This window comes from Ancylothrix sp. D3o (assembly GCF_025370775.1).
Taxonomy (GTDB): Bacteria; Cyanobacteriota; Cyanobacteriia; order Cyanobacteriales; family Oscillatoriaceae; genus Ancylothrix.
In genome coordinates this window covers 908,247-923,828 of sequence record NZ_JAMXEX010000001.1, presented here as the reverse complement: position 1 = coordinate 923,828, position 15,582 = coordinate 908,247, and the positions used below count along the sequence as shown (strand labels likewise).

Sequence of the window (15,582 nt, the reverse complement as noted above, 5' to 3'; positions counted from 1 at the left end):
CATGAACGAATTAAACCAAGAAACCCCCTCCCAAGACGATGAAAACTCTGGAGTTTTACTTTCCATAGGCGATTTAATGTCAGGACTTCTCATGTTTTTCGCCCTCATGTTTATCCTCGTCCAAATTCAACTTCAACAATACCTCAAACAACTGGAAACCAAAATCAACCTAGTCACCCAACTCGAAAAAGAACTCCAAGACTATCGCAAAGCCTTTCAAGCACTCCCCCAAACCATCGCCACCACCCTAGAAGGAAAACTAGGCGGCGAAGACATTTTCACCGTCGATCCAGAAACCGGCGATGTCAGCATTAGAGATCAAATTTTATTTGATAAAAATAGCGCCGAAATAAAACCCGCCGGCAAACAATTTCTCCAAGCATTTATTCCCCTTTACAGTCAAATTGTCTTCTCAAACGAAAAATTTGAAAAACAAATTACCCGCATCGTCATCGAAGGGCACACCAGTTCCACCGGCACCGAACAAAACAACCTCAACCTCAGCCTCCGCCGCGCCTTAGCAGTCTCAAATTATATCGACTCCAAAGACATCAACTTCCCCACAAAAAACCGCCTCAAACAAAAAATCCTCGTCTCAGGAAGAGGCGAAATAGACGCCAACCAAACCACCGACGACCCCAAAGATCGAAAAGTCGTTTTCCGCTTCCAATTTCGTCAACAATTCTTAACAACTACTTCCCCACCTCAGCCTCCAGTTCCCCTCACCTCCAACCCAAAACCATGAAACAAATAACTCTCCCCCCAGCACCTCCAAAACCTCAACCCAAAAAGCTCCAAAAAATAGCAACTCGCCCCCCCATCCAACTCAACAAAATACCAACCCCAAACAAGCCTCAAACTGCTCGAAAAATTGAAGAAATTATGGGAGATATTCAAAACCTCCAAACCGAAAAAATCACCCCTTTAGAATGGATTTATTGCCTATACACAAAACCCCAATGGGATAAACAGAACCCCGATTTAGCCATCCCCACTTCAGAAACAATCTGGCAAGAAGCCATCAAAAACCCCGCCATCAAAAACCCCTTAATTTGGCGATTATCCCTCCATCAAATCAACAACCAAACCTCACTCCCTCCCTCATTAATAGAAACCTTCCCCACCTTTGCCGATAACGCCAAAGGCAACGACACCTACGCCGTCCAAATCATCAACACACTCCCGAACCCAGACGCATCAAAAAACCTCGCCAAACTTAGCTGGCAATATGCCATAACCCCCCAACAACTCACCCAAAAAGCAGGAATACCCCTTTGGTTATCCCCCATCCAAAACGCTTATAACTATCTTGCCGGCATCTTTCCTCCAGGCAGCAACCCCAACAAAAAAGAAGCCGAATGGTTATTAAATTGCCTACAAGAAATGTCTCCTCAACAGCAAATTATCGCCACCGAAGAACTCCTCACAAAAATCTCTCCCGACGTCGCCAGCAAAATGCCGCAAGTTCTCGAATTCATCCAAGAAAAATTTAACCAAAACCAACTTTCAACCACCGCCACCACCATCTTAAATAAGTGCATTGGTGCGATCAATTATAGTAAATTTGAACAGCTTATAAACTTATTAGCACGGATGCTACGCCTCGAAGATTCCGAGCGGCAAAAACTCGAAGAAAAACGCGATTTTTGGGCAAACTACAGCGAACGTATCCAAAAAATCCGTTTTTTATTACCCCAAAATTCTATCAACACTCTTGGCTATCAACTACAGCAAAAAGTCGATACTTTCAAAGAAAATGAGCCTACAGAAGCTTTTATTTTTGCCTTTGAAAAAAGCATTGTAATTGAAATTTTACGCGGAGAAACAAACGAAGCTCACTGGCTACCTCGCACCCCACAAAACGAGCGCTTACTATTCAAAGGTGCCGGCTTAACCTTAAAAAGAATTCGCAGCTTAGAAACCGAAATACACGACCGAGTTTATCTCTGGCAATTCTTTTATCAAAACTTCTTACAGCAAAAAAACATCCACCCCAACGACAACACAGAATACTTCAAAGGCTTACCCAGAAATACAGGCCGGTATAGCCAAACAACCGGCCTACAACTACCCACCGGCTCAGAACTAAAAGAAAGAGAAAAACAATTCAAACAATGGCAAAAACAAATCCAAGAATTAACTAAAAAATGACAACATCAGCAATTTTATCTAAATCTTTAAATTAAAAATAAAAGTTTTTTTGAACCCAGAAAAAAGCGCAGAGAAACACAGATGATCTATAAATACCCTCCGCATCCTCCGCACTCACCGACAACGATACTCTGCGTTTAAAAAAAACCATTGGGTAAACAGAAACTTCCAAAACCCCAAATCCTAAGATTCAGCATCCCGGCGCCCCAATTCGTAGACACCACAACCGATACAAGCAATCATACCCACACTGATCGCCCAAGAACGATCCAAAGCCCACTCAACACCATAATTGCATACAGAACCCATCACAAAAAAAGGCACAACACTGAATAAAGAAGCATAAAAAGCATTTTGGGCTTCGCGGGCTTTTTTCGTTCGGTTAAACTCTTTTTCAGAAGTATAAAGAGAACGTTCCGCAAAATTAAACCAGCGAGTTAATTGCAGAATCACCCACTCACTCAGCGGCGAAAAGCCCAAATAAAGAGCCAGAGTCCACAAACCGGCCCCAGCAATTGTAGTCGCATCCAGCGCTATTCTAAACGGAAAAATTTCTTCAAACATGGGAAATATGGCAGTATGCTGATCAGCAAAAGTAACAAGATTTCAATGATTGTAAACAAATTTCGGCTCTTTAACCTAAAGATAAGTCTGCCTGCTAATCGAAGCCATGCCATCATCCCAAGATGCCTTATTCCCCAAGAACAAATTTGCCTCAAATTGTGCTTTAATGGTTTTCCTGATTGGGTGCATTGAGCCAGGAAACCTTGGCTAGCTCTGTGGCAGAAAATTCAATAAATTTAAACAAAAGCATTTTTGCTTCACAGAGCGAAAAATTATCTAAAAGAAGCAACATTTTATATCATCTGGCGGTTGAGGAGTCTCATACATGATCAAGCAAATGGGTTTTTTGATCTTAAAAATCGGACAGATATTTGATGCAGCCCTTCGGCGCAACAGCGGACAACTTCAAAAACCAGCCGGATTTTTAAGTTCAAAACGGCGTTTCTTACGCACAATCTTGCTAACCGTCCTGAGTTTAATCGCAGTCATTGCCATCGCCTCGCGGCCAGAAGCCGTTACGGCGCAAGCAACCGAACCCAATCAAATAGCCACCGGCAGCACATGGCAAGGAGCATCCTTCCCCGTCGAAAACTTCCAAGACTACACCTCACCCTTTGGCCCGCGTTCGAGCGGGTTTCATTATGGATTAGACTTGGCAGCACCGCAAGGCAGCTACATTCGTAACTGGTGGTCAGGTCAAGTCGTCGAAGTCATCGATGACGGACGCTGCGGCACCGGCCTTGTCATTCAATCCGGTACCTGGGAGCACGTTTACTGTCACATGGAGGGAGCAGTCGGCAAAGCATCCGGTCGCAAGTACATGATCGACCGCACCGGCGGCATTCAAATTTGGGAAGGCCAGCAAGTCAACGCCGGCACCCGCATCGGTCGCGTGGGCATGAGCGGACGGACGAGCGGCCCCCACCTCCACTGGGGTTTGAGATACTCAAACCAATGGGTAGACCCCGCCATCGTCCTCCGCGCCATGTACGGCCAGCAAACCACCAACTACTCCCAACAACCGCAAGGCTATTAATGACAATGGGTGACTGGGGAACCCCAGCCCCCCCCTGTGGCGCGGGCGTCCCGCCCGCGATCAATCACACGAGCCCCACAGGCGAAGGCAAGGGAGGCCACCAGATCCTACCCTCTTAACGGTCGGCGGTTTGGTGCTCTGGCAATTGGGTATATTGAGAGACAATTTGGCGGAACTGCTCACCCTCAATCGTTTCTTGGTCAAGCAAAAGATCCACAAGCCGGTCTAGCAACTGGCGATTTTCCCGAATCAACTGGCGAGCCGTCTCATAACTCTCCAATACCATTGACCGCACACAGCGGTCTATTTCGCTAGAAACTTCTTCCGAACACTCCGAGCGAGCCATCCAATCTCGACCCAAAAAAACCTCACCGCTTGACCCTTCCAAAGCCATCGGTCCCAGCTTAGACATCCCCCATCGCGCCACCATATCCCGCGCCGTATCAGCCACATAGCGAATATCAGATGCCGCACCCGTAGTAATTTCCGCCTCTCCAAAAACCTCAGCTTCCGCCGCCCGTCCGCCTAAAGCTATCGTGATTCGGTCAAGCATCCAAGCGCGAGTATAAAGTCCGCTATCCACCATTTCCTCATTAAACACCTGTTGGGAAAACCCACCGGTGCCGCCAGAACGGGGAATAATCGTCACCTTATTTAAAGGATCAGCATTTTTCAGCAAAGTGGACAACAAAGCATGACCAATTTCGTGATAAGCAATTAAACGTTTCTTCTTGCTATCCAGCAGAGGAGTCAAACTCAACCCAATTGTGATCCGGTCGATAGCATCATCTATCTCTTGATCACCAATCGAATCTTTTCGCCGGCGAGCCGTTAAAATAGCGGCCTCATTCATCAAATTGGCCAGATCAGCCCCCGAAAAACCCGGAGTCCGGCGGGCAATCGTTTCCAAAGACACATCCGCCGACAGCTTCTTATTGCGAGCGTGGACTTGCAAAATCCCCAACCGTCCGTTATATCCAGGTAAATCAACCATGATCTGCCGATCAAACCGGCCCGGACGTAACAACGCCGTATCAAGAACATCAGACCGGTTCGTTGCCGCAATAATAATCACGCCGCTGTTCCCCTCAAACCCATCCATTTCCGTCAATAGTTGGTTGAGAGTTTGCTCACGTTCATCATTACCGCCACCAATTCCAGCCCCCCGCTGCCGGCCCACCGCGTCAATTTCATCAATAAACACCAAACACGGCGCATTTTCTTTAGCCTTGCGGAACAAATCTCGGACACGAGACGCCCCAACACCTACAAACATTTCCACAAATTCCGAACCAGACATACTAAAAAACGGCACACCGGCTTCCCCAGCAATTGCCTTTGCCAGCAAAGTTTTTCCCGTACCCGGCGGCCCGATTAGTAGCACTCCCTTCGGGATGCGAGCCCCAACTGCCGTAAAGCGTTCCGGTTTTTTCAAAAACGTCACAACTTCTTGCAATTCTTCCTTGGCTTCCTCAATACCGGCCACATCATCAAACAAAATGCCGGTTTTCGCCTCCATACTAAAACGCGCCCGCGACTTACCAAAATTCATCGCTTGGCCGCCCGCTTGCGTTGACCGGCGCAAAATCATCATCAAACCGCCAATCACCAACAATATTAATAGTAAATTTGCCACCAACCCCAGCGCTGCACTGTGATCAGGAGTAGGTTGAATATCAAGTTGGATTTTTTCACCTTGTTTGTTAGAATCGCGGACTTTTTGATAAATTTCTGGGTATTTATCAAACAAAGTCACTTCATACTCGCTGCGTTTGGTGTCTTTGAGCGTGACTTTGGCTGTTTGTTGGGCTGGATCAATGATGATTTTTGACACTTGACCGGCTTCGATCTGTTGGAGCAGTTCGCTATAAGTTTTATTTGCTTTCTCGCCTGCTGCAAAGGCCGGTGTCAGTAACACACTTTGCAAAATCAGCCAACCGGCGGCAACACGCGCCAGCCCGTTTGCCCTTTTTTGCTTTGGCGGGCAATTTTCTTGCTTTGTCGCCACATCCCCGCTGGTGGGTGCTTTACTCCATGCTTTTATCCAGTCACCTTTCATTCTTTCTACCGCCTTCTCTGGTTATTTAACGAGCCGGCAAATGTTCTGCCTGCCGTTGAGGTCTGTCTGATTCTTATATTTTGACTTATCCGATGGTAGCTGTGGGGGGAATACCAGTTTTAGGCGCATTGCATATACTGTCTGTCTGTCTAATTCTGATATTTTGACTTATCCGATGGTAGCTGTGGGGGGAATGCCGGTTTTAGGCTCGTTCCGCAAACTGTCTGGATGATTCCAGCCAAATTTTTCAAACAAATTGCATAGATTGCTTCGTTTGTTTCAACTCCACCTTGAGAGAGGCAGAACCACCGGCCAATTAATAGCCCTGGCTATGCCTAGATACTAATCTAATTTCTTGATAACATATTTAACTTAAGACAAACGTGCATATTTCGGCGCTTTCTGAAAAATTGAAGTTACAAAAACGGAATTTTAAGATTGTAAGAGCATTTAATTGCTCCCCGTCCCCCTGCAAAAAAACGCGATAGCTTAAAAATTGACACCAGCATACCAGACCGGCATCTTGGATTTAACTTAGAGTAGTGATAACTTTTTTCTGTTATTCCATAGCTAAATTAAGACTTAGAGGAGGCCGATGAAATACGCGCTAGTCCATGAATGGCTAACACCCTTAGCAACGGGAGGGTCAGAATTAGTAGTCAAAGAGATATTGCAACATATAGATGCTGACTTGTATGCACTGATAGACTTTGAATCGAGAAACCCAGAAAGTTATTTATATAAAAGGAAAATTGGCACAACATTTTTGCAAAAGATGCCGATGGCAAAAAAAGGAGTACAAAAATATTTACCCTTACTGCCCATAGCCATAGAGCAAATAGACTTAAGAGAATATGAAATCGTACTGTCATCATCTCACGCAGTAGCCAAAGGAGTGCTGACATCACCACAGCAACTACATATTTGCTATTGCCATACACCGATGAGATATGCGTGGGAGATGACCTTTGATTATTTAGACAACTCAAAAGCGGGTAGAGGGGTACCCGGAATTTTGACAAGATACCTATTACACCGACTAAGAGAGTGGGAAGTAATTTCCGCCAATAGAGTAGATTATTTTATAGCCAACTCCAAGCATACAGCCAGAAGAATATGGAGGTGTTATCGCAGAGAAGCTGCCGTCATATATCCACCGGTAGAGCAAGAAAAATTTAAATATACCGAAGACAAAGAAGATTACTACATAACAGTTTGCCGGTTAGTGAGTTATAAAAAAGTATCTTTAATCGTGCAAGCCTTCAATGAAATGGGAAAACCCTTAATCGTGATTGGCAGTGGCCCAGAACTGGCGCAGATCCGCAAAATGGCAAAACCCAACGTAAAAATATTAGGGTGGCAACCAGAGAGCGTTGTCTGCGAGAGCCTAGAAAAAGCCAAAGCCTTTGTCTATGCAGCCTGCGAAGACTTTGGCATAGCGCTCGTAGAAGCCCAGGCGTGCGGAACACCTGTAATAGCCTATAGAGGAGGAGGAGCCGGTGAAACCGTCAGGGATATAAGACAACATCCCAAAGAAGGAACAGGATGGCTGTTTGGGGAGCAAACAGTAGCATCCATAATAGAAGCCGTAGAAAGCTTTGAGACAAGTCGGCAGAAAATCGCACCCGAACAGGTGAGAGAGCAGGCACTTAAATTTACGCCTAAAATCTTTGCAGAGCGATACCTGAGTTTTTTGGAACGCCAAGAGCGGGAATTCCAGTCTAAAAACGCAGGTTAACAAAGATTGCTTCGGCGTTGTCGGCTAGGGTAGTGCCATAGGAATACCGCCTGTTGGTGACTATACGCTTTACAATCAGGACTGTGTGTGGTGTGAAATAGAGGAGTAAAATGACTGCCGTTCGCGTCAGCGTGGCGTTAGCCATAAGTCAATTCATCTCCGGTAAAGTCTCGAACGCAGTAGCGTTGCGCTTTACTCGGCCCCGGATCGGTCGTGGTCTAAACGGAGAATTTGCCAAGCGGTTGTTTGATATTTCGTTTTCTTTATCAGTTTTGATTTTGTTTTCACCTGTTTACTTGATCTTGGCATTATTGGTAGCTCTGGCATCCCCAGGGCCAATTTTTTACATTCAAGAACGGGTGGGCAAAGACCGGCAATTGTTTGGCTGTATTAAATTCCGAACAATGGTGGAGAATGCCGACGAAATCTTAGCCGATATAATGACGACTTCCCCGCAGTTAAGGCAAGAATTCGAGGCAAATTTCAAGCTCAAAAAAGATCCGAGAATTACTTGGATTGGCCGATTTTTAAGATTGACAAGCTTGGATGAATTCCCGCAATTTTGGAACGTACTTAAAGGGGACATGAGCGTAGTTGGGCCTAGACCCTTAGTGGAGGAAGAACTGTCAAAATATGGACGACATATTGATAAAGTCTTGACAATTCGCCCTGGAATAACCGGCCTGTGGCAGGTATCCGGGCGCAACGATATCCCTTACCCGCGTCGAGTCCAGATGGATGTTTACTATGTCAACTTCAGAAACTTTTGGATGGATGTGTGGCTGATCGTGAAAACCATCGGCGTAGTAATTTTTCCAAAAAATAACGGAGCCTACTAAAAAAGCAACGCCATTTCGGGGGACTGTAGAAAACCGACAGTCCTCTGAAAGCGAGAAGCGGGAGCCAACAAAGTTAAAATTTTTTCAATTCTTTACAAAAACTTTATGGTGAAGAGATGACCCATTGAAGAATTAAAGTTAACCTAGTGATGGACTGTCACCCAAAAAGAGTATCCGCTCCGATAACTGGCAACAAAGCAGCTTGAGGTAGCCCGGAGCTAGTTAAGCTTGGGGAATGCCCAACTTTAGATAGTTGTGGAAGAATTTTGTTTATATTGATCCAGAAGGAACAATTAGAATGACCGAACGTAAGCGAGCGCTAATTACTGGAATTACCGGCCAAGACGGCTCTTACTTGAGCGAATTTTTGCTTGAGAATGGATATGAAGTGCATGGAATTATCCGCAGGACTTCAACATTTAACACAGATCGTATCGATCATATTTATGTAGATCCACACAATCAGGAAGCGCGGTTATTTCTCCACTATGGAGATTTAACTGATGGGACAACATTGCGGCGAATTTTAGAAGAAGTCAAGCCGGTAGAAATCTATAACTTAGGCGCTCAATCTCATGTCCGCGTCAGTTTTGATTCACCAGAGTACACCGTTGATGCTGTAGGGATGGGAACCTTGCGGCTGTTAGAGGCAATTCGGGATTACCAACATCGCACCGGCATCGAAGTACGTTTTTATCAGGCCGGTTCTTCAGAAATGTATGGTTTGGTGCAAGAAATACCCCAAAAAGAAACCACACCATTTTATCCCAGAAGCCCCTATGCTTGTGCAAAAGTTTATGCACACTGGCAAACGGTAAACTATCGAGAATCTTATGGTTTGTTTGCCTGTAACGGCATACTTTTCAACCATGAATCTCCGCGTCGTGGCGAAACATTTGTAACGCGAAAAATTACGAGAGCGTTGGCAAGAATTGTAGCCGGCAAGCAGAAAAAACTGTATTTGGGGAACCTGGATTCAAAAAGAGACTGGGGGTATGCCAAAGATTACGTCCGAGCCATGTGGTTAATGTTACAACAAGATGCACCCGATGATTATGTAGTAGCCACCGGCGAAACTTATTCTGTCAAACAGTTTTTAGAATTGGCATTTACCTACGTCAATTTAAACTGGGAAGACTATGTAGAATTTGACGAGCGGTATTTACGACCGGCAGAAGTAGATATCTTAATTGGAGACTCGACAAAAGCACAAGAAAAATTAGGCTGGAAACCGAGCGTCACCTTTGAAGAACTGGTAGGTTTGATGGTAGAAGCTGACTTAGCAGCGTTTGGAGTTGAGTCACCCAAAGGAAAAGACGGAAACCGGAACGATTACGCTTATGTTCGCCTAGAAACTGGCAGCCGGTTTGACTAAATCAATTAGGGAGAAGTGAAAAGTTACTGGTGAGGAGGGTATGCCATCACTTTTCACCAATCCCTGTTTCCCGAATATCTAAAATCTAAAATCTAAAATCTAAAATCAGTTGAAGGGTAAAAAATGACAGGCTTAGATTTGACTGAAAAACGAATTTTGGTAACAGGTGGTGCCGGTTTTTTAGGGAGAAAAGTTATTGAATTTCTCACCGGTGCCGGTGCCAATACCGAAAAAATTACCGTAGTCCGTTCCCGTGAATGTGATTTGCGCCTGATGGAAAACTGCGCCAAAGTAGTGCAACACCAAGACATCATCATTCACCTAGCGGCGCACGTTGGGGGAATTGGCTTAAACCGAGAAAAACCGGCAGAATTATTTTATGACAACTTAATGATGGGAGTGCAACTTATCCACAGCGCCTATCAAGCAGGAGTCGAAAAATTTGTATGTGTAGGAACCATATGCGCCTATCCAAAATTCACGCCGGTGCCGTTTAAAGAAGAGGATCTCTGGAATGGCTACCCAGAAGAAACAAACGCACCTTACGGAGTAGCAAAAAAAGCCTTATTGGTGCAACTGCAATCTTACCGGCAACAGTATAATTTTAATGGCATTTATTTACTGCCGGTGAACTTATACGGGCCCGAAGATAACTTTAATCCGAGCAGTTCTCATGTTATCCCCGCTTTAATTCGGAAAGTGCATGAAGCACAACAACGGGGGGATAAAAAACTGCCGGTGTGGGGTGATGGCAGTCCCAGCCGTGAGTTTTTGTATGTGGATGATGCGGCGCGCGGTATTGCGATGGCAACTCAGAATTATAATGAATCGGAGCCGGTGAATTTGGGAACCGGTTATGAAATTACCATCCGCAACTTAATTGAATTAATTTGTGATTTGATGGGATATGAAGGTGAGCTTGTTTGGGAAACTGATAAACCCAACGGTCAACCGCGCCGGTGTTTGGATACTGAAAGAGCTAAAAATGCCTTTGGCTTCACGGCAGAAGTGGAGTTTAAACAAGGGTTGAAGAATACCATTGAGTGGTACCGGCAACACGCTGACTAATCTTTACAGTGAGCAAAAAACCCGGTTTCTTCGAGAAGCCGGGTTTTTTTGTTGAGGGAGAAAAAAATGGAGCAAAAAAGTAAAAAAGAATTACGTCGGCATCTTTTAAAACTGCGGCGAGAAATGCCGGCTGAGGTATGGAAAGAAAAAAGCGAGCGCATTTGTAGGCATCTGCAAACATCTGAGTTATTTGCTGAGTGTCAAACGATTTTGGCTTTTTTTAGTTTCCGTCAGGAACCGGATCTGAGTTTATTGTTTGGGGAGTCTCGGCGCTGGGGGTTCCCGCGTTGTGTCGGCGAGTCTTTGAGTTGGCACGTCTGGAAACCGGGGGAAGTTTTGGAAATTGGCTCGTTTGGTATTCTTGAGCCCAAGGCTGACTCGCCGGTGGTGTCTGCGGCGGAGGTGGATTTAATTTTGGTGCCGGCTGTGGGGTGCGATGTGCGTGGCTACCGGCTTGGTTATGGGGGTGGGTTTTATGACCGGCTTTTTGCTTTGCCCCAATGGGAGAGGGTGCCGAGGGTTGGGCTTGTTTTTGAAGAGGCTTTTTTGCCAGAGGTGCCGGTTGATGAGTGGGATTGTCGGTTAACTGCTGTTTGTACGGAGGGGGGGTTAAGGATTTTTTAACCGCAGATAAACGCAGATAAACGCAGATAAATTAACGCAGATTAACTGGGGGCTTTATAGGTTTGTTTTGGCGACCCAACGGACGATTGTCCGTTGGGTGTCAACTAGGTTTTGTTGACTTAACTTTTGATACACAAATACAATTACTATATTATGATGGTACGGGATCTATGTCAATAGATTTTACATTTATTTACAAATATTTTTCTACCAGCTATAGCTAATGTGTATCCCTGAGTTTTTTAACTTCTTTAGCCGGTTTTGGCGACCCAACGGACGATTGTCCGTTGGGTGTCAACTAGGTTCCGTTGACTGGAATTTAGAGAAAAAAATACAATTACTATATTATGATACTAGGGGATCTATGTCAATAGGTTTTACAGGAAATCAGAAAAAAATTTTTTGATGGAAAATAGGCCATCTTTGGGGTAATTCCTGCCGGCCCGATTCGGCAAAGATCACGAAAACGTTACAAAATTGTGAGCGGATGATTATGGATAAAAATTTTGCTTCTGGTTGGCGGAAAAGCCGGTTCGTCAAATGGTCTGGCTGGCGGTTGGTGGGAATATATGCTCTGCTGTTTGGCATTGCTTTGTTGATGTTGGTTCCTTTGTTGTGGTTGGTTAGTACGTCTCTCAAGTCTCCCCAGGAAAAGATTTTTCAGTTTCCGCCTCAGTTTTTGCCAAGTCAGCCGACTTTTGATAATTTTGTTAAGGTTTGGCAGACTAATCCTTTCGGGCAATATTTATTTAATAGTTCATTGGTGGCGGTTTTGACGGTGAGTTTGAATTTATTTTTTTGTTCCCTAGCTGCTTACCCTTTGGCGCGGTTAGATTTTCGGGGTAAAAATTTAATTTTTACGGGAATTATTTCGACGATTATGATTCCGTTTCAAATCGTGATGATTCCCCTTTATATTTTGACGGTGCAATTGGGATTAAGAAATACTTTTTTGGGAATTATTTTTCCTTCGCTTGCTTCGGCGTTTGGTATTTTTTTATTACGACAAGCTTTTCAAGGTGTACCAAAGGAGTTGGAGGAGGCGGCAAGGATCGATGGTTGTTCGGAATTGGGGATTTGGTGGTGTGTGATGATACCTGCTATTAGACCGGCGCTTACAACTTTGGCAATTTTTGTGTTTATTGGTTCTTGGAGTGATTTTTTATGGCCGTTAATTGTCGTGGATAAACCGGAGTTATATACCCTTCCTTTGGGGGTGGCAACTTTGGCGGGGACGTTTTCTTTGGATTGGCGTTTGATTGCGGCGGGGAGTGTGATTTCTATTTTGCCGGTGGTGGTTGTATTTTTGTTCTTGCAGCGTTATATTGTGCCAACCGATGCAGGAAGCGGGGTGAAGGGATAGAGTTTTTTGGGGTTGTTCTTATCACTTGCCGGCCAAAACAGCCTTGGGATAAGCAATTCTCTTATGATTAAACTGCAACCAAACCTCCACAAAAATCTCCGCAATCTTCAACAAATCCTCTTTCATTAAACCGGAATCCACCAATTGATTATCTTGCCAACGAGCCCTTAAAATCTTATGAACCATATTCAAAGCCTCTTCTGGTGAAGCATCTTTTAAACTCCGCAACGCCGCCTCACAAGAATCCGCCAACATCAAAATTCCCGTTTCTCTTGACTGAGGCACCGGCCCATCATAACGAAAATCCTCCTCTCTGACAATTAAACTCGGATTTTCCTTCGCCAATTGTTGCGCCTGATGATAAAAATAAGCAATCAACATCGTCCCTTGATGCTCAGGAATAAAAGCCTTAATCGCCGCCGGCAAACGACACTTTTTCCCCATCACCAAACCCTCAGAAACGTGCTTTTTAATAATCGCCGCACTCTTCCAAGGATCATTAATCAAATCATGCTTATTGGGTCCCCCCATTTGATTCTCAATAAACCCCAAAGGATCGTGCATCTTACCAATATCGTGATAAAGCGTTCCCGTCCGCACCAACTCAACATTACACCCCAACTGCTTCGCCGCCGCCTCCGCCAAAGTCGCCACAAACAAAGTATGTTGAAAAGTCCCTGGAGCCTCCGAAGCCAAACGTTTTAAAAGATGTCGGTTAGGATTAGCCAACTCAGCCAAACGAACCGGCGTCACCAAATCAAACAAATGCTCCAAATAAGCACTTAAACCAAGGGCCACCACACTCCAAACCAACCCCGCCAAACTTTGCAAAGCAGCCGAATTCAGCAAAACATACCAAACAGTCCCCGCCGTCGGACTGAAAATCAAAGTCGCAACCAGAAAAACAACCCCCTGAGTAAAAGCCACCCCACAGCCCAAAAATGCCAACTCCTCGCGTGAGCGCAACCTCCCCGCCACCAAACCACCAACCATCCCCCCCGCCGCCGAAGCAATCAAATAAACCGCGTCAATTTCCAAACCCACCGGCAACAAACCCGCCAACAACCCCACCACCGTCACACCCACAGCCGAGCCATAAAAACTCCCCACCAACAACCCAATCGCCGCTAAACTCGTATAAGGAATTTGCAAAGCCACCAAAACCGGCACTGAAAGCGTCAACAACAAAACCAAAATATGATCTCGACGGCGCAAACCCGGACTATAACGACGCTCCACCAACCACAAAACCCCCACCGCACCGGCCACAAGCGTCCCAAACCCAACCAACCCCAGCCAATTTGGTTGGCGCTGACTTTTATCAAAATAATCCAGCAAAACAAAATCTCGCTGAGAAATCGTCTCCCCCGCATTCACTATCACCTCACCCCGCTCAACCCTTACCATAGCCGGTCGAACTTCCTGTGCTGCACGCTCCGCAAAAGCTCTCGTCCGCTCGGCATCCCTCACCAAATTTGGACGCAGCACGGCCACCAACAAATCCGCCGCCATTCCCACCGCGCTTACAGGCACCTCAGAGCGCAAATGCACAACCACCCCAGAGCGCAAAGTTTCCTGCGGCAGTCCGGGTGCCACCCCAGAAGCCAGAAGCCGCTCAAGCGTCTTATAAATCCCCTCCTTTGTTTGCTGCCACTCCGAATCAGACAAAGCCAGCAAATTGATATCATAAGGATTTTTCAACCCATCCACAGCCTGCTCCTCAAGCTGCGCCACCGCCAAAAAATAACTCCGCCGCACATCGTTGACTTTTTCCAACAACGCCAAAAACTCTTGCGGGGAGACAGCTTGACGAACCTGCTGCAACTCAGAAATTGCCTGATAACCCGCAGCATTTAAAGTCGGAGGAATCTGCTTGATCGCTTTCTTTTGACTGCCTTCCCCCAACCGGCGCAGCGCTTCTAGCGACTCTAACAAGGGATCTTTCACCACCGGCACCCCCACCTCTGCTCGCTTTGGAGAGCCGGAGTTCGGGCTTTTTTGAAGCGGCTTGATTGGCTCACCGGCAGTCACAACCATAAACACAGCTTGCCAGTCCATTGAGCGCGCTGAACGCAAGTACAGTTGGGTAGAGCGAGAAAGCACAGAAGTCTCGACAAAGGGAAACTCAGTCAATAAAGCTCTAATATTCTTCCCAGCTTCGAGCAACCGGCGCAGGTCATCATAAATTTGCTCATTAACAGCCTTATCGATTTTTAACACCGGCACCGAACCCAAGCGAGCCGCCTTCCGATTTTCCTCAGTCGTCTTACTATCCGGCACCAAAGCGCTCATCGGAGCAATAATCGTGTAAGGCGCTTTTGTCCCTACATCAAGTTTCGGCTTATTGTAAAAGCGGTGTCCGATTGTTCCAGTCAAGCAAACAACCGCAAACACCAAAGAAAGGGGCCGGTGAGCTCGATAACGAGAAGCGGTAGTCTTACATCCGTTTTTTGAAGGCTCTACCCCATCAGCCCCAACAACCCTATTTATTGATGCCTTTAATTTGGGAACTCTACCCAAAGGAGCCTTTTCAATAGCACCATTTGTTGTTTCCTCCTTAATTTGTTGGCGGTAAGCCAAACGCTGAGAATGCCGTTGCTGCCGGCGTAGCTTGTAAATAAAAAGTGTGACTAATTCAAGCGCGTTCATCTCACCGCGCTCCCATGAACTGCTAAAAGTTTATTTTGGGAAACAAAACACCCTGGCAGCCAGTATAACCCACCCGTCCTCAGGGGGCCAAAAAGCCTCCCAATGCTTTGTTTTTG

At 45.7% G+C, this 15,582-nt stretch carries 12 protein-coding genes; 9 read left to right on the top strand and 3 right to left on the bottom strand.

Going from position 1 to position 15,582, the window contains the following annotated elements:
• Nucleotide 1: 1 nt before the first annotated feature.
• Nucleotides 2-745 (top strand): OmpA family protein, encoded by a 744-nt coding sequence (locus NG798_RS03880; RefSeq protein ID WP_261220463.1) that lies wholly within the window; start codon nt 2-4, stop codon nt 743-745.
• Nucleotides 742-2,151, top strand: coding sequence for an EH signature domain-containing protein (locus tag NG798_RS03875; protein ID WP_261220462.1), 1,410 nt, complete (start codon nt 742-744; stop codon nt 2,149-2,151). The genes NG798_RS03880 and NG798_RS03875 overlap by 4 nt, the downstream gene beginning before the upstream one ends.
• A 183-nt stretch (nt 2,152-2,334) precedes the next feature.
• Here NG798_RS03875 and NG798_RS03870 read toward each other — a convergent pair whose 3' ends face one another.
• Nucleotides 2,335-2,715, bottom strand: coding sequence for a hypothetical protein (locus NG798_RS03870; RefSeq protein WP_261220461.1), 381 nt, complete (start codon nt 2,713-2,715; stop codon nt 2,335-2,337).
• A gap of 325 nt (nt 2,716-3,040) precedes the next feature.
• Here NG798_RS03870 and NG798_RS03865 point away from each other — a divergent pair, with 325 nt between their 5' ends.
• Nucleotides 3,041-3,751, top strand: coding sequence for a M23 family metallopeptidase (locus NG798_RS03865; protein ID WP_317619551.1), 711 nt, complete (start codon nt 3,041-3,043; stop codon nt 3,749-3,751).
• A 115-nt stretch (nt 3,752-3,866) separates the two neighbouring features.
• Here NG798_RS03865 and ftsH read toward each other — a convergent pair whose 3' ends face one another.
• A complete protein-coding gene (gene ftsH / locus NG798_RS03860) occupies nt 3,867-5,810 on the bottom strand; it encodes an ATP-dependent zinc metalloprotease FtsH (protein ID WP_261220460.1) in 1,944 nt (647 codons plus the stop codon).
• 595 nt (nt 5,811-6,405) lie between these two features.
• On the opposite strand from ftsH, the gene NG798_RS03855 reads away from it, so the two are divergent.
• The 6 genes from NG798_RS03855 (at nt 6,406) to NG798_RS03830 (ending at nt 12,817) form a co-directional block, all read left to right on the top strand.
• Nucleotides 6,406-7,548 (top strand): glycosyltransferase, encoded by a 1,143-nt coding sequence (locus tag NG798_RS03855; RefSeq protein ID WP_261220459.1) that lies wholly within the window; start codon nt 6,406-6,408, stop codon nt 7,546-7,548.
• 110 nt (nt 7,549-7,658) lie between these two features.
• Complete coding sequence (locus NG798_RS03850) at nt 7,659-8,387, top strand: sugar transferase (RefSeq protein ID WP_261220458.1); 729 nt, start codon at nt 7,659-7,661, stop codon at nt 8,385-8,387.
• Between the two features lie 298 nt (nt 8,388-8,685).
• Complete coding sequence (gene gmd / locus NG798_RS03845; RefSeq protein ID WP_261220457.1) at nt 8,686-9,762, top strand: GDP-mannose 4,6-dehydratase; 1,077 nt, start codon at nt 8,686-8,688, stop codon at nt 9,760-9,762.
• 123 nt (nt 9,763-9,885) lie between these two features.
• Nucleotides 9,886-10,830, top strand: a complete 945-nt coding sequence (locus NG798_RS03840) for a GDP-L-fucose synthase (protein ID WP_261220456.1) — start codon at nt 9,886-9,888, stop codon at nt 10,828-10,830.
• A 66-nt stretch (nt 10,831-10,896) separates the two neighbouring features.
• A complete protein-coding gene (locus NG798_RS03835; RefSeq protein WP_261220455.1) occupies nt 10,897-11,454 on the top strand; it encodes a 5-formyltetrahydrofolate cyclo-ligase in 558 nt (185 codons plus the stop codon).
• 598 nt (nt 11,455-12,052) lie between these two features.
• The gene (locus NG798_RS03830; protein WP_317619556.1) at nt 12,053-12,817 is read left to right on the top strand and encodes a carbohydrate ABC transporter permease; all 765 of its coding nucleotides are present in this window, start codon (nt 12,053-12,055) and stop codon (nt 12,815-12,817) included.
• Between the two features lie 21 nt (nt 12,818-12,838).
• Here the strand turns inward: NG798_RS03830 and NG798_RS03825 are convergent, their stop codons facing one another.
• The gene (locus tag NG798_RS03825) at nt 12,839-15,466 is read right to left on the bottom strand and encodes an HD family phosphohydrolase (protein WP_261220453.1); all 2,628 of its coding nucleotides are present in this window, start codon (nt 15,464-15,466) and stop codon (nt 12,839-12,841) included.
• Nucleotides 15,467-15,582 lie beyond the last annotated feature (116 nt).